This window comes from Marinobacter sp. CH_CUG1437-1 (assembly GCF_037029655.1).
In the GTDB taxonomy this organism is placed as follows: Bacteria; Pseudomonadota; Gammaproteobacteria; order Pseudomonadales; family Oleiphilaceae; genus Marinobacter; species Marinobacter salsuginis.
Genome location: NZ_JAYMEW010000005.1, coordinates 223,612 through 242,662, shown reverse-complemented (window position 1 = coordinate 242,662; position 19,051 = coordinate 223,612). Strand labels below are relative to the sequence as shown.

The window sequence follows — 19,051 nt, the reverse complement described above, 5'->3', positions numbered from 1 at the left end:
AAACCACGAAATGGCACTGGTAACGCTGGGAATCAATCATCGCACGGCCCCCGTTGAATTACGGGAGCGAGTTGCGTTTACGCCTGAGCGTATGGCGGAGGCCTTTGCCGAGCTAAGGGCAACCTCTGGCGCCTCCGAGGCAGCGATCCTGTCCACCTGTAACCGGACCGAGCTATATCTGGCGGGCGATGACGACTGCGCACCCATGGTGTTGCGCTGGATGGCAGGGTTCCACGGCCTGGATGCCGCAGAGCTGGAAGATGCGTTGTATGTGTACCGGGATGGTGATGCCGTCAGGCACATGATGCGCGTGGCCGCTGGCCTGGACTCCATGGTGCTGGGCGAGCCGCAGATTCTCGGGCAGTTGAAGGATGCCTACACCCTGGCCCGGGAGCACGGCGCCAGTGGCTCGTTCCTGTCCCGGCTGTTTGAACACACGTTCTCGGTCGCCAAGCGCGTGCGGACCCAGACTGCTATTGGCGAGAATCCGGTCTCCGTTGCTTATGCAGCGGTGAGCATGGCGCACCATATTTTTGCCGATATGTCCCGTAACAAGGCTCTTCTGATTGGTGCCGGCAAAACCATTGAACTGGTAGCCCGGCATCTTGCAGATGCAGGCGTGAAAGATTTCCTGGTGGCCAATCGTACTCTTGAGCGGGCGCAGGCACTGGCCGAATCCCGTGGCGGCAAGGGGATCGTGTTGTCCGAGATCCCCGAGCACCTGGCGGATGTTGATATCATTATTTCCTCCACCGCCAGTCCACTGCCGATTCTGGGTAAAGGCGCCGTTGAACGGGCACTGAAGAAGCGCAAGCATCGTCCCTATTTTATGGTGGATATTGCCGTGCCCCGGGATATCGAGCCGGAAGTCGCCTCACTGGACGACGTCTATTTATACACGGTTGACGACCTGCGCCAGGTTATTGAAGAAAATATACGATCTCGCGAGGGCGCGGCCCGGGAAGCGGAGAACCTGGTGGCGTCCGGGGTGCAGGATTTCCTGAACCAGTTGCGGGCGCTGGATGCGGTGTCCACCCTCAAACAGTTCCGTCAGCGGGCCGAATTGCTGCGCGATGCCGAGACCGAAAAAGCCCTGCGCGCCCTGCGTAACGGCACAGATCCCGAAACCGTGCTGCGCAGTATGGCGCGCGGCCTCACCAACAAGCTCCTGCATGAACCCTCTGTGCAGGTTCGAAAGGCCACTACAGAAGGTCGCACCGAGGTGACAGAGTGGCTGCGTGAGTTGCACCAGCTGGATGCACTGGACGCGGACACGACGACTACCCCGGAAAAACTATGAAGCCATCGATCCAATCCCGCCTCGAGCAGCTCACCGACCGCTTCGAGGAAGTCAGCGCATTGCTCAGTGACTCTTCCATTATTTCCCAGCAGGACAAGTTCCGGGACCTTTCCCGGGAGTTCGCCGAGATTGAACCCATCGTTCAGTGCTTTCAGGCCTGGCAGCAATCGCTCGATGACATCGAGGCCGCCCGTGAGCTGGCGAAAGATGGCGACGCCGATATGCGGGAAATGGCCGAGGAAGAGCTGCAACTGGCCGAGCAGAAAAGCGAGGAGCTGGATGAAGAGCTCCAGCGCCTGATGCTGCCCAAAGACCCGAATGACGGCAAGAACGTTTTCCTGGAGATCCGTGCAGGCACCGGCGGTGATGAAGCCGCTATCTTTGCCGGCGATCTGTTCAGGATGTACCTGCGCTATGCCGAGCGGCGGCGCTGGCAGGTCGAAGTGCTGAGCGAGAGCGAAGGTGAGCACGGGGGCTACAAGGAGCTGATTGCCCGTGTGGCTGGCGATGGGGTGTACGGTGCCCTGAAGTTCGAGTCCGGGGCCCACCGGGTGCAACGTGTACCGGAAACCGAATCACAGGGGCGTATTCACACCTCCGCCTGTACCGTGGCGGTGATGCCGGAGGCCGATGAAGCCGAAGCCATTGAACTGAACAAGGCAGACCTGCGGGTGGACACCTTCCGCGCGTCCGGTGCCGGCGGTCAGCACGTCAACAAGACTGACTCTGCAATCCGGATAACTCACCTGCCAACGGGCATTGTGGTGGAGTGCCAGGAAGAGCGGTCGCAGCACAAGAACCGGGCGAAAGCTCTGAGCCTGCTGGCCTCGCGTCTGCAGAACGCTGAGACTGAGCGGCAGCAGAAGTCCATGGCCGAAACTCGCAAGAGCCTGGTGGGCAGTGGCGACCGGTCTGAGCGCATTCGCACCTACAATTTTCCCCAGGGGCGGGTCACGGATCACCGTATTAATCTGACCCTATACAAACTCGACGAAGTTATTGCCGGCGATCTGGACGCTGTGGTGGTGCCCTTGCAGCAGGAGCACCAGGCCGAGTTGCTTGCCTCCCTTGCCGATGACCAGTAAATCCTCACTGACCTGTGAAGCCCTTCTGCGAGATGCCTTGGCAAGAATTAAGAGTGATTCGCCGAGGCTGGATGCCGAGCTTCTTCTCAGCCACGTAACCGGGCTGAGTCGGACCAATTTCCGGGCCTGGCCAGAACGGGAGATTACCAATGCTCACGCCGAGGTCTTTGAGGAGCTTTTGCAGGAGCGGGTGGCCGGCCGACCCGTGGCACACCTCTTGGGGCAGCAGGAATTCTGGTCGCTGCCGCTGAAAGTCAGTGCCTCAACCCTGATCCCGAGGCCGGATACCGAATGCCTGGTGGAAGTTGCTCTGGGTTTGCCGTTGCCCCGGCGGGCCCGAGTACTGGATCTGGGAACAGGAACCGGTGCCATCGCCCTGGCGCTTGCCAGTGAGCACCCGGAGTGGGCGATCACTGCCTGCGATGCGGTGGCTGAGGCCGTTGAGCTTGCCCGTGAAAACACCGAAGCACTGGGTCTGGCAGTTTCCGTGGTTCAGAGCTCCTGGTTTTCCGAGCTTGAGGCTGGCCGGTTTGATCTGATTGTTTCCAATCCGCCCTATATTCCGGATAGCGATCATCACCTGACGGAAGGTGATGTCAGATTCGAGCCTGCCGCGGCCCTGGTTTCCGGCAGCGATGGCCTGGATGACCTCAGGCTCATTGTTGATCAGGCGCCAGACTGGCTGATTGAAGACGGATGGCTTCTGGTGGAGCATGGTTTTGACCAGGCGGAGGCCGTCGCAGGGTTGTTCCATGCCCGGGGCTTTAAAGACGTTGAGACCCGCCAGGATTATGGCAACCGGGACCGGATGACGCTTGGGCGATGGAGCTCCGGTGCTGCGGTCCCTGATCCGGCATTAAACAGGGGAGATGCAGATGCTCAGTGACGACGAATTATTGCGCTACAGCCGGCAGATCCTGATGCCACGGTTCGACATTTCCGGCCAGGAAAAGCTGCAGTCTGCCCGGGTTCTGGTGCTGGGTGCGGGTGGCCTGGGATGCCCCGTCGCTCTCTATCTCGGTGCCGCCGGCGTCGGGACGCTGACCCTGGTGGATGATGACAGTATTGAACTGGCCAACCTCCAGCGCCAGATCGGTTTCGAAACCGCGCAGTTGGGGGAGTCAAAGGCGGAAAGCCTCGCCGACCGGATTCGGCGGATCAATCCTCTGGTATCCGTGAATGCCCTGAATCAGCGCCTTGAGGGTGAGGTTCTGGCGCGCATGGTTGCAGAGGCGACCCTGGTGGTCGACTGCACGGATAACTTCAACACCCGCTTCGCTTTGAATCGGGCCTGCGTGGCTGCAAAAGTGCCGCTGGTGTCCGGTGCGGCCATCCGTGGTGAAGGCCAGGTTTCTGTTTACGACAGCCGGCGTGAGGACAGCCCCTGTTATCACTGTCTGTATCCGGAGCAGGGCAATGAGGATCTGACCTGTTCAGAGGCGGGGGTGATTGCGCCGCTGGTGGGAATGATCGGGGCGACCCAGGCCATGGAGGCGATCAAGGTGATTTCCGGGGTGGGGACGCCGTTGATCGGGCGGTTGCTGATTCTGGATGCGTGGGAGATGCAGTGGCGGGAGATGAAGTTGGCTCGGGATCCTTCCTGTCCGGTTTGTTCTGGCTGACTTTGGTGCTGGCGGGCTTGGGAGCTTTCGGGCTGCAGCGCCGGGGATGACCTTCCCAAAACACGCTCCTTGCGGCACATCCCTGTGGCGCTTGGGCTACGCCATCCATGGCTCCGCACAGTTTTGGGAAGGCCATCCCCGGCGCTGCGTCAGAGCCTTGGAGTAGCCCGCCCCGTTGTGTTCCTCAGTTTTTCAATTCCTGAAACTTCGCTATAGCTTCTTTCCTGCTTTCTTTCAGATCAACGATCTGGCGCGGATATCCCTTCGGAATTACGCCCTCTTTCGCCCCCGGATCGTGAATCCGTTTGCGATCCAGTCTCGCTAGCTCTGGTACCCACTCCCGGATGAAATCCCCATCGGGGTCGAATCGCTCGCTCTGGGTAACCGGGTTGAAAACCCGGAAGTAGGGCGCTGCGTCGGTGCCGGTGGAGGCGCTCCATTGCCAGCCGCCGTTATTGGAGGCCAGGAAGCCGTCGATCAGTTTTGACATGAAGTAGGCTTCGCCCAGGCGCCAGTCGATGAAGAGGTTCTTGGTCAGGTACATGGCAGTGACCATGCGCAGGCGGTTGTGCATCCAGCCGGTCTGGTTGAGCTGGCGCATGGCGGCGTCGACGATGGGGACGCCGGTGTTGCCGGTTTTCCAGGCTTCGAACTTGGCGCCCGGGGTGTTCCATTGCAGAGCTTCGGTTTCCGGTTTGAAGGCGCGGTGCATGCTGACCCGGGGGTAGTGATACAGGATGTTGATGTAGAAATCCCGCCAGGCGATTTCGGTGATCCAGGTTCCCAGGCCTTCCTGGTTGCCGCCCGCGCCCTGTGCCTGTCTGCCGGCTATCAGGCACTGCCGGCCTGAGAGAACGCCGTTGGCGAGGTAAGGGGATATCAGGCTGGTGCCGTCGATTGCCGGGAAGTCCCGTTTTTCCTTGTACGCGCCTCCGCGTTCGTCCAGGAAGCGTTCGAGCCGGTCGTGGGCAGCACTTTCACCGGTTGCCACCAGGGGTTCCGGGGCGTCTTGAAAGGCATCCGGTATGGTGTCTATCTGTTCCGGGCTTACTGCGTTGCCCCTGGCTTTGGGGACCGGGAACAGGCCCGGATGGGTCTCGTCTATCCAGCTGCGCCAGCGTCTGGAGAAGGGCGTAAATACTGAATAGGGTTCGTCCTGTTGGGTGAGGATTTCGCCTACCGGCGCAACCGTCTGGTCCCGGTATTTGCGAACGGCTATTCTGAGCTCGTCAAATCGGTATTTGACGGCTTTGTCGCGTTTGCGTTCGTTGACACCATACTCCTCGTTGAAGTGCAGTGTTGTCACCTTGTGTTCTTCACAATGGCTCTGCAGTTTCTCGATACTGTCGTCGAAGCGGTTGGCGTAGATAAAGGACAGGGGAATGCCGAGCCGGGCCAGTTCTTCGGCCAGGGCATTGGCGTGGGCGATGACAAATTGTACCCGGGCGGGCGACCAGTCGTGTTCCTGCCATTGGTCCGGGGTGAGAATAAAACAGGCTCGCGCTGCTTCGCTGCTCTCGCAGGCGGCGGTGAGGGCCGGGTTGTCGGCAACCCGGAGATCGTTTCGGAACCAGACCAGTTGTGTCATCCGTAATCCATAGTCGTCTGAGGGATTGATATAAGTGTAAATACAGCCCGGTGTTTCAATAAAATCACCAACTTGGATATTCGCCCGAGCTGCCTGATTGGATTATAGTTAAGGCACTTTTACAGCAAATCAGTCGGCCGATCTCGAGGGAGTTCTGTGGCAGGAATGGAGAACAATACCGAAGGTCGTCGTGATGGCGTGTGGGCCCAGCCGTACGTTCTGGCTTCCGGCCAGACCCAATTTCATGAGTTGGGGCATATTCGTTTATGGGTCACCCTGCTGGATCAGGAATGGCAGATTCGTTCCGAAATGCTGGACCTGGATACGGACCCAGCCAGCTGGACAGAAACCATCGGCCATACTTTGCCATCTGCGTCTGTTCCGCTGCAGCGGTTCATTCGGGAAAACCAGTCATCAACCGTCATGTTCCTGCCGGCTCTCGCTAACCGGCCTACCGTCATTCGGCCATTCCAGCCACTGACTATTCCCGCTGGCGGGCGATGCACAATCTATGTGGGAACCCTGCTCTGGATGAAAGTTTGCGTCGGCGACAAGCAAACCGTTCTGACGGAGATCCCTCTGGCGTCGCCGTCCATGACCTGGGTGGGTCGGACTACCATGGAGGGCGAGCTTTGCTATGCCTCGCCCAGTTTTGCCAGATTGGTCCTCGAGGCCGTGCCCAAACGTCCCTGGCGAGCAGTTACCCCGGTCACTCTCATCAACCGTCGGGAAGAGCCCCTGTTACTGGAGCGGTTCAGTCTGCCAACACCGTTGCTCTCATTGCACCAGAATGAGCGAGGGCAGCTTTGGACGCCCGGTGTAACGGTTGAAGTAGAGACCGATATGAATTCCGCCAGTCTGCATGTGGAGCCGTCATTGTTGGCTGCAGCCGGTGTTTGCAAGCATGTGGCGGATGCCCGTGAGAAGGTTGCCCGTGGCCGGTTGGTGCGCGCTTTTGACCGGATGTTTGGCTGAAATGGACCAGAGGGAGTCAGCGCTTTGCTCGAAACAATAGAGACCGGTGTGATGAAGGTGTTTACCGACATCGCCTGGGGGCAGTGGATCAGTTCCGCTTTTCTTGTCGTGCTCGGGCTGTTTCTCGGTTCCCTGGCCGCCCGCAGCGTTGGCCGTTTCATGGCCCAGCGCACGTCCCGCCACCATACTGTCATGGTCCGGCGGCTGGTGTTCTATGTCATCGTTCTATTGTTTTTCGTGGCGGCCCTGCGGGAGGCGGGGTTCTCCCTGGATGTGGTGCTTGGGGCCGCCGGTATCCTGACCGTTGCCATCGGCTTTGCCTCCCAGACCTCCGCCTCGAACATGATCAGCGGTTTGTTTCTGCTGGTGGAAAAACCCTTCGAAATCGGTGACTTCATTGAGGTAGATGCCACCATCGGCGAGGTAGTCGCAATCGATATGCTCAGCGTGAAATTGCGCACTCCAGACAACCTGTACGTTCGGATTCCCAACGAAACGCTGATCAAAACCCGGGTTGTCAATCGTTCCCGGTTTCCAATCCGCCGGCTCGACCTGACCGTGGGAATTGCCTACGCTGAAGATGTAGAACGTGTAGAAAGCCTGCTGCTGGACCTCGCGGAAAAGAACCCGGTCTGTCTCGAAGAGCCCAAGCCGTTCACGCTGGTAACAGCGTTTGGCCCCTCCTCTGTGGATTTGCAGTTCTCGTATTGGGTGCCCAAGGAAAAGGTGCTTGAGGGGCGAAGCGGTATGATGGTTGCGATCAAGAAAACCCTGGATCGGGAAGGCATTGAAATTCCGTTCCCGCATACCAGCGTGTATGCGGGTAGCCATTCAGAGCCGTTCCGTGTTCAGCTGTTGGGGCCGGAAAAAATCACTGAAAAGGATCTCCCGGATGTCGACAAAGACAGCTGAAGTTATCAAAACCATCCCGCCGACCCCAGCCGAGAACAAGATGAGTCTTGGCTGGCGTGAATGGGTGGCGTTGCCGGATCTGGATATCAGCCGTATCAAGGCGAAAATCGACACGGGAGCTCGAACTTCCTGCCTCCACACATTCCGGACCGAGCCCTACACAGAAAATGGTGAACGTCGCGTACGCTTCTGGGTGCATCCGGTGCAAAACGATCTGCATCAGGTTGTCGAGTGCGATGCCAAGGTGCTGGACGAGCGGAACGTCTCCGACTCCGGTGGCCACAAGGAAATGCGCCTGGTTATCGAAACCACTCTGCTTATTGGCGGCCAGCAATGGCCCATTGAAATGACGTTGACCAACCGGGATTCCATGCGGTTCCGGATGTTGTTGGGCCGCACTGCCATGTCAGGGCGCTCAGTGATCTATCCCGAAGCTTCCTATCTTGCCGGCGAACCGGCCCTAAGGACTGAAAAATGAAAATTGCGGTACTGTCGCGAAATCGTCACCTCTACTCGACCCGTCGTCTGGTGGAGGAGGGCATCAATCGTGGCCATGAGGTGAAGGTTATCGACTGCCTTCACTGTTCGATGAATATCACCTCAGCCAACCCCCAGATCCACTATCACGAGGAGGTTCTGGAGGATTTTGACGTGGTGATCCCCCGTATCGGTGCATCGGTGACCTTCTACGGCACGGCGGTATTGCGCCAGTTCGAGATGATGGGCGTGTTCCCGGTGAATGAATCTGTGGCCATCAGCCGGTCCCGGGACAAGCTGCGCTCGCTGCAACTGCTGGCCCGGAAGGGTGTGGGTATGCCGATTACCGGTTTCGCGAACAAGCCGGACAACGTTCCAGAGTTGCTACAGATGGTGGGCGGGGCGCCGGTGGTGATCAAGCTGTTGCAAGGCACCCAGGGCATCGGTGTGGTGCTTGCAGAAACCCGCAAGGCTGCAGAAAGTGTGATTGAGGCTTTCATGGGCCTGAAGGCGGATATCCTGGTGCAGGAGTTCATCAAGGAAGCCGGTGGCGCTGATATCCGGTGCTTCGTAATTGGCGACAAAGTGATTGCCGCCATGAAACGTCAGGGGGCTGAGGGCGAGTTCAGGTCGAATCTTCACCGGGGCGGCACCGCTTCACTGATTCGAATTACCCCGCAGGAACGCAGTACTGCGATCAAAGCCGCCAAAGCCATGGGGCTGAACGTTGCCGGTGTGGACCTTCTGCGCTCCAGCAGGGGGCCGCTGGTAATGGAGGTGAACTCATCGCCGGGACTGGAAGGTATCGAGAATGCTACCGGCAAGAATGTGGCGGGCATGATCATCAACTGGACCGAGAAAAATCAGAAGCCCTGGAAAACGGGCACCAAGGGCGGGAGAGGCTGACCGATGGCCCGAGCGCCCTTTGAAATTGCCGGCACCGAGATTAAGGCAGGCACCCGTCAAACCGTGGAAGTGCCGGTGGCTAAGCTCTATACCCACACTCCCCTACATATTCCGGTGGAAGTGGTGCACGGGCGCCGGAACGGTCCGGTACTGATGGTGTGCGGCGCAATTCATGGCGATGAGATCAATGGCGTCGAAATCGTCCGCCGGGTGCTCACCAATTCGGCACTGAGGCATCTTCGCGGTACCCTGGTGGCGGTGCCAATCGTCAATATTTTTGGCTTTGTGCAACGCACCCGTTACCTGCCAGACCGGAGGGATCTGAACCGCTGTTTCCCTGGCAGCGAGACAGGGTCTCTGGGCGGGCGCATTGCCTATCTGCTGCGCACCCAGATCATGGAGCGGGTAACCCACATCATCGACTTGCACACCGGAGCGATCCACCGGTTCAACCTGCCACAAATTCGTGCCGAGCTGAAGAACTCGGAAACTGTGCGGATGGCCGAGGCTTTTGGTGCACCGATCATTATCAATTCTGGACTGCGCGAGGGCAGTCTTCGTGCGTACGCCGATTCACAGGATATTCCGGTGATCACCTTTGAGGGGGGCGAGGCGCTGCGCTTTGATGATGTCGTGATTGGCAGCGGTGTGAAAGGCGTGATCCGGGTTATGCGTGAGCTGGAAATGATTCCGGCGAAAAAAGGGCCCAGGGCACCGAGAAAACGGTCTGAAACCGCTGCCAACTCCCAATGGGTGCGGGCAGATATCGACGGCATCATGCGGCCGGTAGCCCGGTTGGGTCAGAAGGTGCGCAAAGGCCAGAGGCTGGCGATGGTGGCGGACCCCTTCGGCGAATCAGAAACTGCAGTGGTGTCGCCCTGCTCGGGTATCGTAATCTGCGTTAACAACCTGCCACTGGTGAACGAGGGCGAGGCCATTTATCACGTTGCCCGGTTTGACGAGCTGAGCGAGGCGGAAAAGGCCATGGATTATTTCCGTAGCAGCTATGAAGGCGATGTCGGCGACGACGTTGTTCCGGTTCACCCCTGGGATGATCGGCAGAAATAGACGGGAGGGTCACCATGATCTGGGATCAGTCGTTGATCGAATTGGCGCCTCTGCCCAGGGGCTTCCATCTGGTAACCAATGAAATCGTGGCCCAGGCGCCGGATATGACCAACTGCGAGGTTGGGCTACTGCACCTTTTCATCCAGCACACGTCGGCCTCCCTGGCGGTGAATGAAAATGCGGACCCGGATGTACGAGGCGACCTGGAACGCCATTTCAATGTCATGGTTCCGGAGAATGCGCCGCATTATGAGCATGTGATGGAAGGGCCGGACGATATGCCGGCCCATATCAAAAGCATACTGATCGGTCCCTCCCTGACCCTGCCGGTCAGTCATGGTCATCTGGCCCTGGGAACCTGGCAGGGGCTTTACCTCTGCGAGCACCGGGACCGGTCCGGAAGCCGGCGTATTGTGGCAACCTTGCAGGGACGCTGGTAACCCTGCGCTTGTGCTGCCCCGATGCCGTGGAACGTGTTGGTCTTCACCCATTGGCTCTTGCTGATGGGTGGATATCCACCCATTTTCAGCCCAGAATCCTTTCCTGACTTCACTAATGCTCTGTTTTAAATAATTAATTCGGAACTGGTCTGCTCCTTGCTCTTGGGATTACCCACCGAGGCAACATAGCTTCGTTGAGCACCCAACAAACAAAATGAAACGGGAGCATTCTCTATGAAAACCCAAGCCGTAATGGCGGTAGCATTCGCCTCCACCTTCGCCGTCGCAACCCCCGCAGCAGCCCAGGACCGTTCAGACTGGCCCACCAACTTCACCGTTGGTACTGCCAGCCAGGGTGGGACCTACTTTGCCTATGGTTCCGGTTGGGCCAACTTTGTGGCTGAAAACCTGGGCGTCTCCGGTGGCGCAGAAATCACCGGCGGTCCGGTGCAGAACATGGCGCTCGTGCATACCGGCGACCTCAAATTCGGCCTGACCACCATGGGTCCCGCCCGTGAGTCCATGGAGGGTAATAGCCCGCTGGCTCCGGGTATGATGATGGACAATGTCTGCGCCATGTTCCCGATGTACGAGACGCCGTTCTCGGTAACCGCGCTCTCCAGCTCCGGCATCACCTCCATTGCTGATATACCGGATGGCGCGACCATAGGCTTCGGACCGGCGGGTTCCACCTCCGATACCTACTTCCCGCGCATGATGGAAACCCTGGGTGTGAACTTTGAGCGCCGTAACGGCAGCTGGTCCGATCTGGGTGGTCAGCTCCAGGATGGCCTGATTGACGTGGTGGCTTTCGCGGCAGGTATCCCTATTCCGGCGGTCAGCCAGCTGGAAGTCCAGACTGATGTGAATATCATCGGTATGACCGATGCCGAGGCAGAAACCATCATCAATAACTTCCCGGTCTCCGAATTCATCATCCCTGCGTCCACCTACCAGTCCCTGGATGCACCTTCCCGCGTGGTGTCCATGTGGAACTTCGCGATGGTTAACTGTGATGTGTCCGAAAGCTTCGTGTATGAGATCACCAAGCTGACCATGGAGAACAATGACAAGATGGTTTCCATCCACAAGGCGGCCCGCAATTCGGTTCCCGAGAACTACACAAAGAACAACGTTCTGCCCTGGCACCCGGGCGCGGCACGTTGGTTTAACGAGAACGGTTACCCGATCGAAGACAGCAAGATCAAGTAACAGTGCTCAGGCGGGGGGCGGCCTGGCGGCCCCCCGCAAATTAAGACCAGCAGGGTTCTGGTCCCGATTTGCCTGCAAGCAGGGTGTGTCATGACTACCGAACAAAACTCGAAAGATCTTCCGGACATCGAAGTGGGCGAGGACCATGTGCTCGCACACAACGTGGATGATGAGCCGGTCGAAGCCAACCGTCGCCTGTTTGAAGGCGGCTTGCTGAAATTTGTCGCCATGCTGGCGATCGCCTATTCAGCCTTTCACCTGTATTCCCTGAACATAGCGCCCCTTGAGACCTGGTCGTTCCGGATCGTTCACATCGCCGGCGCCCTGGTACTGGGTTTCGTGCTGTTTGCCGGCGCCCGGTTCGTATCATCCGAAGAGGGTGGTGCCCGCCATCGGTGGACGACCTGGATCAGTGCTGGCGCCATGCTGCCGGCTCTCTATGTGTTGTATCAGACGTTCTCGTTCTGGCAGATGGTCCAGAATGGCGCCATGCGAATCCCTGCTGAACTTGAGGTGTGGCACTTTGGCTGGCCTTTGCTGGCGGCAACCGGTGCCGGCATTGTCATGAGCTGGTTTCACCAACGCGAGCGATCGGTGTTCAGCGTTCCCGATCTGGTGCTGATCGCCTGCTCGCTGGCCGTTGCCGCTTACTTTCTGGTGGTCTACAACACGTCTATGCGTATGTCGACCGGTACGTCCTTCGCGCCGGTAGGTATTTCCTTTGCCGCTATTGCGGGTACCGCCTTGATCATGGAGCTGACCCGGCGTGTTGCTGGCATGGCGCTGGTGATCATTGGCCTGGTTTTCCTGGCTTATGTGTTCGCCGGCCCTTACCTGCCGGGTTTTCTTGGCTACCCCGGTCTTTCCGTACAGCGGTTCTTCAGCCAGGTCTACACGGACGCCGGGATTCTCGGGCCAACCACCGCAGTGTCCTCGACCTACATCATTCTCTTCATTATTTTTGCCGCCTTCCTGCAGTCCTCGAAGGTGGGCGACTACTTCGTGAATTTTGCATTTGCTGCGGCTGGCCGTTCCCGGGGTGGCCCGGCCAAGGTCTCGATCTTCGCGTCCGGTTTGATGGGTATGATCAACGGCACCAGTGCCGGCAACGTGGTCTCTACGGGTTCACTGACGATTCCGTTGATGAAAAAGGTGGGCTATAGCAAACAGTCTGCCGGCGCTGTCGAGGCGGCTGCGTCTACTGGCGGGCAGATCATGCCACCGATCATGGGCGCCGGTGCCTTTATCATGGCTGAGATTACCGGCATTCCCTACACCGAGATTGCTATTGCGGCGATTATCCCGGCGATCCTGTATTTCGCCTCGGTCTACTTCATGGTGGATTTTGAGGCCGCCAAGACAGGTATGCGCGGCATGCGTGAAGATGAGCTGCCGAAGCTCAAAACCATGATGAAGCAGTGCTACCTGTTCGTGCCGATCATCATATTGATCGTGGCGCTGTTCATGGGTTACTCGGTGATCCGGGCAGGTACCCTGGCGACCGTTTCTGCCGCTGTGGTGAGCTGGTTGTCTCCCAACAAGATGGGCCTGCGGCAAATCCTTCAGGCGTTGGAAATCGCATCCTACATGGCAATCCAGATTATCGTGGTGTGCGCCGCGGCCGGGGTTATCGTGGGCGTAATCTCCCTGACCGGAGTTGGTGCACGCTTCTCTGTGTTGTTGTTGGATGTTGCTGCCACCAGCCAGCTGCTGGCGCTGATTTTCGCCATGTTCATCTCCATTCTTTTGGGTATGGGAATGCCCACCACGGCGGCTTATGCGGTTGCCGCTTCTGTGGTAGCTCCAGGCCTGGTGCAGTTGGGGATTGAGCCGCTGACCGCTCACTTCTTTGTGTTCTACTTCGCTGTGGTGTCGGCGATCACGCCACCGGTTGCGCTTGCGTCCTATGCTGCGGCAGGGATTTCCGGCGCCAACGCCATGGAAACCTCGGTGGCCTCGTTCCGGATTGGCATTGCAGCCTTCATCGTGCCCTTCATGTTCTTCTACAACAGTGCTCTGTTGATGGAAGCGGGGTGGTTCGAGATCGCAAGGGCGCTGGTAACCGCAACGTTTGGTGTCTACATGCTGTCTGGCGGTGTGCTTGGCTGGTTTGCGAGGGTTTCTGCTTCCTGGGTAACCCGAGTCCTCCTGATTGCCGCCGCGCTACTGATGATCGAGGGCGGGCTCTGGACAGACCTTACCGGTATTGCCCTGGCGGTTCTGGCCTTCGTCATCCAGAAACAGCGGAAAGCTCGCCTTGCCACGGCAGGTGTCGTGTAAAGAGGCATGGCTGCGAGGATCTGCAACAGAACAACCGTACCCTGTTAGCCAGGGTACGGTTGTTCTGGCTTCAGCCTGCCTATACTCTAGCGGCTTTCCGCGGTTGTTCAGGAACCGGATGCTATGTCCTACCGGATCGGTGCTGTTCTTGTTTTCGTTGCCACACTGGTTGTGTCCTGGCTGCTTGGAGGCTGGGTCGGATACCGGCAGGTGGAGCAGGAGAGCCTGGAAGAGTCGTTCCGTTACCGGCAGCTGGTTGCCAATGAGTTGAACCGGTATCTGCCGGTCCCCGAGTTGATGGCAGAGCATCCGCTGCTTGAACGGGCACTGACTGACCCGGGTAATCCGGACGTTATTCTCGAGGCCAACGAGCAGATGCAGCGTATGGCCACCATTGTGGGTAGCTCCGACGTTTACCTGATGGATGTAAACGGCCTGACCATCGCCGCCAACAACTATCAGCAAGCCGACAGCTTTGTCGGCAGCAACTACGCTTTCCGGCCCTATTTTTCAGAAGCAGTGTCTAATCGGGATTCGGCCATCTATTTTGCTTTGGGGCTTATGTCGGGAGTCCGCGGCCTGTACTTTTCACATCCTGTCATCGACGACTCGGGCCGTCTTCTCGGAGTGGTGGCCGTAAAGGTTCTTGTTCATGAGCTGGAATCCCAGTGGGATCGGCCTGCTTCTCTCAGGGAAGCAGAAATGGTCGTGCTGGATGACGCTGGTATCAGTTTTCTGGCAAGCAAACCCAATTGGTTGTATCGGAACTTTTCAAATGCGGGGGTGGCCCCGGACGCGGCTTCCCGTCAGCGTTATCCGGACCGCGACCTGAACCCGATCGAATTCGATAACCTGGGTAAGCCCTGGGGCTTGTCGGAGAATTCCACTGCCATCAATATTCTTGAAAACGGCGAGGTCAGAGAGTATCTAAGCGTTCGAACGCCGCTGCCGAAACTGGACTGGAATCTTCAGGTAATGGTGAGCACGCGCTCTGTGGTCTGGACCCGGCTTGGATTTCTGGTTGGTGGTACCGCGCTGTTTTTTGGTGGTCTTCTGACCTGGCTTTATCTGCGCGAACGCTACCGGCGCGAAGCTGAACTTGCCTTGCGAGGCGAGCAACTGGAGCGCAGCGTGGCCGAGAGGACCGCAGACCTGGAGAACTCCAACCGCAAGCTGGTGGAAGAAATTCGGGAACGTGAACGCACCCAGAACGAACTTCGGGAAACCCAGCAGGAGTTGATTCAGGCGGCAAAACTGGCGGTGCTAGGACAGATGTCTGCAGGGCTCAACCACGAAATGAACCAGCCTCTGACGGCCATTCAGACCTACGCACGAAACAGCCGGCGCTTCCTTGAGAAAGGCGCAAGCGAGATGGTCGATGCTAACCTGTCAGAGATCATCGTCCTGTGTGACAAGATGGCGGAGCTGACCCGGCAGTTCAAGGTGTTCGCCCGCAAATCCGAGGGCCCGCCTGCAGTGGTCGATCTCCGGCAACCGATTGATGCTTCGTTGAAAATCATCGTAGCCCAGCAATCGAGCTCAGAGATCGACATCCAGTGGCGCCGCCCGGAGGCGCCGGTGATGTGCCACGGCGACTTGATCCGGATAGAGCAGGTCATGGTCAACCTGATGGCCAATGCGGTTCAGGCGGTTGAGGGTGGCGAGCGACCGGAAATCCGGATCGATATAGAAGAGACCGAGCATTGTTGGAAATGTCTGGTCCGTGACAATGGGCCCGGGTTGCAGGGCGACACCGAACAGATCTTCGAGCCCTTTTTTACCACCAAGTCGGTTAAACAGGGCCTGGGCCTGGGGCTTTCCATATCGCGCCAGATCGTGGATGCGCTGGGTGGCAGCCTGATCGGCCGCAATCGCAAGGACGGCCCCGGCGCCGAATTCGTTGTAACCCTCAAGAAGCGGGAGGCCACGGAATGACAGAATCTTCGGTAATCTTTGTGGACGATGATCCACACATCCGCCAGGCCATTGCCCAGACGCTGACCCTGGAGGACCTGCCGGTCAGCTGTTTCGAGGGGGCGCCGTCGGCACTCAAGCACATCAATGCCGAGTATGACGGTGTGGTTCTGTGTGATTACAACATGCCGGATATGAACGGCCTGGAGATGCTGGACCGGATCCGATCGATTGATGACACCATTCCGGTGATCATCCTTACCGGCCAGGGGGACATAAGCACCGCCGTTACGGCAATGCAGCAAGGGGCGTACGATTTCATTGAAAAGCCCTTTGATCATGACGAGCTGATTGAGCTGCTTCGCCACGCCCTTGAGAAACGACACCTTGCCCTCGAAAACCGCCGTCTCAAGGCCCAGTTGCGTCACCTGGCCAGGCCCGGCCCCCGGATGCTTGGCGATTCGCCGTCCATGCGGAAAGTCATGGCCACTATTGATCCGATTCTTGATATTTCCGCCAATATTCTGCTGCATGGAGAGACCGGGTCGGGTAAGGACGCGCTGGCCCGGTATATCCACGAGAACAGTGGCCGCAGCGCCCATAATTTTGTTGCAATCAACTGTGGGGCGGTCCCCGAGAACCTGATCGAGAGCGAACTGTTTGGCCACGAGGCCGGTGCCTTCACCGGAGCGGAGAAACGCCGTATCGGCAAGATCGAGCATGCCCACAAGGGCACCCTGTTCCTGGACGAAGTGGAAAGCATGCCCATGCCGTTACAGGTTAAGCTGTTGCGGGTGCTGGAGGAACAACGGGTAGAGCGCCTGGGTAGCAATCAGGTTCAGGAAGTGGACGTGCGCATCATTGCTGCCACCAAGGCCGACCTGAAAAAACTCAGTGACGAGGGCGAGTTCCGGTCTGATCTCTACTACCGCCTAAACGTTGTGAAAGTGGATATTCCGCCTTTGCGAGAGCGCAAGGAAGACGTGCCGATGCTTTTCCACCACTTCGTACTCATTGCGGCCGCTCGCTACGATCGCGAAAGCATTCCCCTGGATGCCGGCCAGGCGGCCCGGCTGATGCAGCATTCCTGGCCCGGCAATGTTCGTGAACTCAGGAACCTGGCGGAGCGCTATGTGTTATTGGGGCCTGCAGCACTGGACGAGAATGAGCCGTCGGATGCCGGCAACGTAGCAGGCCGCCAGACGCTGGCTGAAATGATGGATGGTTTCGAACGCTCTGCTATTGTCAGCGCCCTCAACGCCAGCCATGGCAGCATCAAGGACACCATGGTGCAGCTTGGTATTGCCCGTAAAACCCTGTACGACAAGATGCGCAAGCACGGGCTGGATAAAGCCCAGTTCAAGGACTGAGCTACAAAATTTTACCGTCGCGGTTACCGGGCAGAAACAAACTACGCATTATCATCAATGATAATTCCGGCGGTTTTTTCGTAGTCTTGCGGGTTTTTCCGTGCCGGGCCACCCGGCTCCCTGATTGTTCAACCTGAAAGACGACCAGCCATGAAAAACCTGACCATCCAGACACGGGTGCTATTGCTGGCCCTGGTGCCGGTGATTGTCCTTACCGCATTCCTGACAAGCTACAACCTGAATCAGGCCAGATTTATTGGCGAGGAGGCCGTTGCCGGCTTCTCCTCCGATATGGAGGAGAGTAAGCGGCAGGAGCTGCAAAATTATCTGGCCGTCGCCAAGTCCTCTATCGCGCATCTCTACGATCAACCGGGCTCCGCGGACGATCCGGAGGTTCGCGAAAAAGCCTGGGAGATACTCCGACAGCTTCGCTTCAACGATTCGGGAAGTACTGGTTATTTCTTTGCCTATGACACCAAAGGCGTCAACGTAATGCACGGTGTTAACCAGTCGCTCGAGGGCAGGAATCTCTGGGATTTCCAGGACCCGAATGGGACCTATCTCATCCGTGAGTTGGTGAAGGCGGCGCGTGGTGGCGGCGGCTACGTTCCCTATGGCTGGAAGAACAGCGATACCGGGGAAGTGGCCCCCAAACTGGGTTACGCAGAAATGCTGCCGAAGTGGGGCATTATGATCGGGACCGGATTCTGGGTTGATGGCCTGGAAACGCAGGTCACCGAGATGGAAAACCATGTCGGCGATTCCTTGCGCGATGCGATCATCGGGTCAGTCACCACTTCACTGATTGCACTGGCGCTGATCGTCCTGCTTGCGCTGGTTGTGGTTCGCAGCATCATTCGTCCCCTGAAATCTGCGGTTTCAGCGATGAACGATATTGCCAGTGGTGATGGCGATCTGACCCGGCGCCTGGACGTTTCCGGCAAAGATGAGCTTGGACAGCTGGCAACCGCCTTCAACAGTTTTGCCGACCAGGTCCATGGACTGGTTGAGCGGGTACTGTCATCCACCCGGACACTGAACGAGGCCACGGCAGATCTGAATCAGGTCATGACCGAAGCCGAACAGGGTGTTGAGCGGCAGAAGTCCGAGAGTGATCAGGTTGCCACGGCCATGAATGAGATGACGGCTGCTGCCCAGGAGGTTGCCAGCAACGCCAGTGAAGCCTCCACGGCAGCCGACCATGCCAATGGGCAGGTCTGTGACGCTCAGGGTCTGGTGCACCAGGCTACCGAGGTCATTGGTGGGCTTTCAGAGCAGGTCAGTGAGGGGGTTCGCGTTATTGAACAGCTGGGCGCTGACTCCCGTCGCATTGACAGTGTGCTTGAGGTCATTCGTGAAATTGCCGATCAGACCAACCTGCTGGCGCTCAACGCGGCGATCGAAGCAGCACGAGCCGGTGAGGCCGGGCGAGGTTTTGCCGTGGTTGCCGATGAGGTGCGCACGCTGGCTCGCCGGACCCAGCAGAGTACCCAGGAAATCCAGGACATGATTGAGCGGTTGCAGTCCGGTGCCGGCAATGCGGTCAAACTGATCGGCTCAATCAGTGAGCGCAGTGAAGCAACCGTTGAAGAAACCCGCCAGGTGAACGAGGCGCTGCAGCGCATTGGTCAGGCGGTGGCAACAATCACGGATATGAACACCCAGATTGCCAGCGCTGCGGAAGAGCAGACCAGTGTTTCTGAAACCATTAACCAGAATGTGCACGAGATTGTTGCCATTACCGAACAGACGGCCCAAGGCACTCGCCGAGCCGGTGACGCAACTCAGCGCCTGAAGAATCTGGCGTCGGAGATGTCGGATGAGGTTAGCCGCTACCGGGTCTGATTCCAGCCGGTAATCTCGGGGGAAAGGGCAGAACGCGCGTTCTGCCCTTTTTTGTAT

Annotated in this window: 16 protein-coding genes; 15 read left to right on the top strand and 1 reads right to left on the bottom strand. The window is 58.2% G+C overall.

Annotated features, from left to right (window positions below; translation table 11 throughout):
* Positions 1 to 10 precede the first annotated feature (10 nt).
* The 4 genes from hemA to WA411_RS14765 are packed head-to-tail and all read left to right on the top strand — an operon-like array spanning position 11 to position 4,007.
* Entirely contained in the window at positions 11 to 1,300 is a 1,290-nt protein-coding gene (hemA, locus tag WA411_RS14780; protein WP_291909895.1) for a glutamyl-tRNA reductase, read from the top strand.
* Positions 1,297 to 2,385 carry a peptide chain release factor 1 gene (gene prfA / locus WA411_RS14775; RefSeq protein WP_069184058.1) on the top strand — a complete coding sequence of 363 codons (1,089 nt, stop codon included), beginning with the start codon at positions 1,297 to 1,299 and terminating at the stop codon, positions 2,383 to 2,385. The genes hemA and prfA overlap by 4 nt, the downstream gene beginning before the upstream one ends.
* Positions 2,375 to 3,271: a peptide chain release factor N(5)-glutamine methyltransferase gene (prmC, locus tag WA411_RS14770; protein WP_291909898.1), complete on the top strand. Its 897-nt coding sequence runs from the start codon at positions 2,375 to 2,377 to the stop codon at positions 3,269 to 3,271. Before prfA ends, prmC begins: the two co-directional genes overlap by 11 nt.
* On the top strand, positions 3,261 to 4,007 hold the full coding sequence (locus tag WA411_RS14765; RefSeq protein ID WP_291909900.1) for a molybdopterin-synthase adenylyltransferase MoeB: 747 nt from the start codon (positions 3,261 to 3,263) through the stop codon (positions 4,005 to 4,007). The genes prmC and WA411_RS14765 overlap by 11 nt, the downstream gene beginning before the upstream one ends.
* Before the next feature lie 184 nt (positions 4,008 to 4,191).
* Here WA411_RS14765 and phrB read toward each other — a convergent pair whose 3' ends face one another.
* The gene (gene phrB / locus WA411_RS14760; protein WP_291909902.1) at positions 4,192 to 5,595 is read right to left on the bottom strand and encodes a deoxyribodipyrimidine photo-lyase; all 1,404 of its coding nucleotides are present in this window, start codon (positions 5,593 to 5,595) and stop codon (positions 4,192 to 4,194) included.
* Between the two features lie 165 nt (positions 5,596 to 5,760).
* Here phrB and WA411_RS14755 point away from each other — a divergent pair, with 165 nt between their 5' ends.
* From WA411_RS14755 to WA411_RS14705, 11 genes are all read left to right on the top strand, one after another.
* On the top strand, positions 5,761 to 6,570 hold the full coding sequence (locus WA411_RS14755; protein ID WP_291909903.1) for a hypothetical protein: 810 nt from the start codon (positions 5,761 to 5,763) through the stop codon (positions 6,568 to 6,570).
* 51 nt (positions 6,571 to 6,621) lie between these two features.
* Complete coding sequence (locus WA411_RS14750; RefSeq protein WP_136630237.1) at positions 6,622 to 7,482, top strand: mechanosensitive ion channel family protein; 861 nt, start codon at positions 6,622 to 6,624, stop codon at positions 7,480 to 7,482.
* Positions 7,463 to 7,960 carry an ATP-dependent zinc protease family protein gene (locus tag WA411_RS14745; RefSeq protein WP_069184063.1) on the top strand — a complete coding sequence of 166 codons (498 nt, stop codon included), beginning with the start codon at positions 7,463 to 7,465 and terminating at the stop codon, positions 7,958 to 7,960. Before WA411_RS14750 ends, WA411_RS14745 begins: the two co-directional genes overlap by 20 nt.
* On the top strand, positions 7,957 to 8,865 hold the full coding sequence (gene rimK, locus WA411_RS14740) for a 30S ribosomal protein S6--L-glutamate ligase (RefSeq protein ID WP_069184064.1): 909 nt from the start codon (positions 7,957 to 7,959) through the stop codon (positions 8,863 to 8,865). Before WA411_RS14745 ends, rimK begins: the two co-directional genes overlap by 4 nt.
* 3 nt (positions 8,866 to 8,868) lie before the next feature.
* Positions 8,869 to 9,933 carry a succinylglutamate desuccinylase/aspartoacylase family protein gene (locus WA411_RS14735; RefSeq protein WP_069184065.1) on the top strand — a complete coding sequence of 355 codons (1,065 nt, stop codon included), beginning with the start codon at positions 8,869 to 8,871 and terminating at the stop codon, positions 9,931 to 9,933.
* A 14-nt stretch (positions 9,934 to 9,947) separates the two neighbouring features.
* Positions 9,948 to 10,373 carry a secondary thiamine-phosphate synthase enzyme YjbQ gene (locus WA411_RS14730; RefSeq protein ID WP_222466242.1) on the top strand — a complete coding sequence of 142 codons (426 nt, stop codon included), beginning with the start codon at positions 9,948 to 9,950 and terminating at the stop codon, positions 10,371 to 10,373.
* Positions 10,374 to 10,607: 234 nt separating this feature from the next.
* Positions 10,608 to 11,585 (top strand): TAXI family TRAP transporter solute-binding subunit, encoded by a 978-nt coding sequence (locus tag WA411_RS14725; protein ID WP_069184067.1) that lies wholly within the window; start codon positions 10,608 to 10,610, stop codon positions 11,583 to 11,585.
* 90 nt (positions 11,586 to 11,675) lie between these two features.
* A complete protein-coding gene (locus WA411_RS14720) occupies positions 11,676 to 13,865 on the top strand; it encodes a TRAP transporter permease (protein ID WP_069184068.1) in 2,190 nt (729 codons plus the stop codon).
* A 123-nt stretch (positions 13,866 to 13,988) separates the two neighbouring features.
* Entirely contained in the window at positions 13,989 to 15,800 is a 1,812-nt protein-coding gene (locus tag WA411_RS14715; protein WP_153634551.1) for a sensor histidine kinase, read from the top strand.
* On the top strand, positions 15,797 to 17,149 hold the full coding sequence (locus WA411_RS14710; protein WP_209398760.1) for a sigma-54-dependent transcriptional regulator: 1,353 nt from the start codon (positions 15,797 to 15,799) through the stop codon (positions 17,147 to 17,149). Before WA411_RS14715 ends, WA411_RS14710 begins: the two co-directional genes overlap by 4 nt.
* A gap of 150 nt (positions 17,150 to 17,299) precedes the next feature.
* Positions 17,300 to 18,994 carry a methyl-accepting chemotaxis protein gene (locus WA411_RS14705; RefSeq protein WP_291909912.1) on the top strand — a complete coding sequence of 565 codons (1,695 nt, stop codon included), beginning with the start codon at positions 17,300 to 17,302 and terminating at the stop codon, positions 18,992 to 18,994.
* Positions 18,995 to 19,051 lie beyond the last annotated feature (57 nt).

Coding starts and splice junctions, on each gene's coding strand:
- hemA (WP_291909895.1), top strand. CDS start 11: ATGGCACTGGTAACGCTGGGAATCAATCATCGCACGGCCCCCGTTGAA.
- prfA (WP_069184058.1), top strand. CDS start 1,297: ATGAAGCCATCGATCCAATCCCGCCTCGAGCAGCTCACCGACCGCTTC.
- prmC (WP_291909898.1), top strand. CDS start 2,375: ATGACCAGTAAATCCTCACTGACCTGTGAAGCCCTTCTGCGAGATGCC.
- WA411_RS14765 (WP_291909900.1), top strand. CDS start 3,261: ATGCTCAGTGACGACGAATTATTGCGCTACAGCCGGCAGATCCTGATG.
- phrB (WP_291909902.1), bottom strand. CDS start 5,595: ATGACACAACTGGTCTGGTTCCGAAACGATCTCCGGGTTGCCGACAAC.
- WA411_RS14755 (WP_291909903.1), top strand. CDS start 5,761: ATGGAGAACAATACCGAAGGTCGTCGTGATGGCGTGTGGGCCCAGCCG.
- WA411_RS14750 (WP_136630237.1), top strand. CDS start 6,622: ATGAAGGTGTTTACCGACATCGCCTGGGGGCAGTGGATCAGTTCCGCT.
- WA411_RS14745 (WP_069184063.1), top strand. CDS start 7,463: ATGTCGACAAAGACAGCTGAAGTTATCAAAACCATCCCGCCGACCCCA.
- rimK (WP_069184064.1), top strand. CDS start 7,957: ATGAAAATTGCGGTACTGTCGCGAAATCGTCACCTCTACTCGACCCGT.
- WA411_RS14735 (WP_069184065.1), top strand. CDS start 8,869: ATGGCCCGAGCGCCCTTTGAAATTGCCGGCACCGAGATTAAGGCAGGC.
- WA411_RS14730 (WP_222466242.1), top strand. CDS start 9,948: ATGATCTGGGATCAGTCGTTGATCGAATTGGCGCCTCTGCCCAGGGGC.
- WA411_RS14725 (WP_069184067.1), top strand. CDS start 10,608: ATGAAAACCCAAGCCGTAATGGCGGTAGCATTCGCCTCCACCTTCGCC.
- WA411_RS14720 (WP_069184068.1), top strand. CDS start 11,676: ATGACTACCGAACAAAACTCGAAAGATCTTCCGGACATCGAAGTGGGC.
- WA411_RS14715 (WP_153634551.1), top strand. CDS start 13,989: ATGTCCTACCGGATCGGTGCTGTTCTTGTTTTCGTTGCCACACTGGTT.
- WA411_RS14710 (WP_209398760.1), top strand. CDS start 15,797: ATGACAGAATCTTCGGTAATCTTTGTGGACGATGATCCACACATCCGC.
- WA411_RS14705 (WP_291909912.1), top strand. CDS start 17,300: ATGAAAAACCTGACCATCCAGACACGGGTGCTATTGCTGGCCCTGGTG.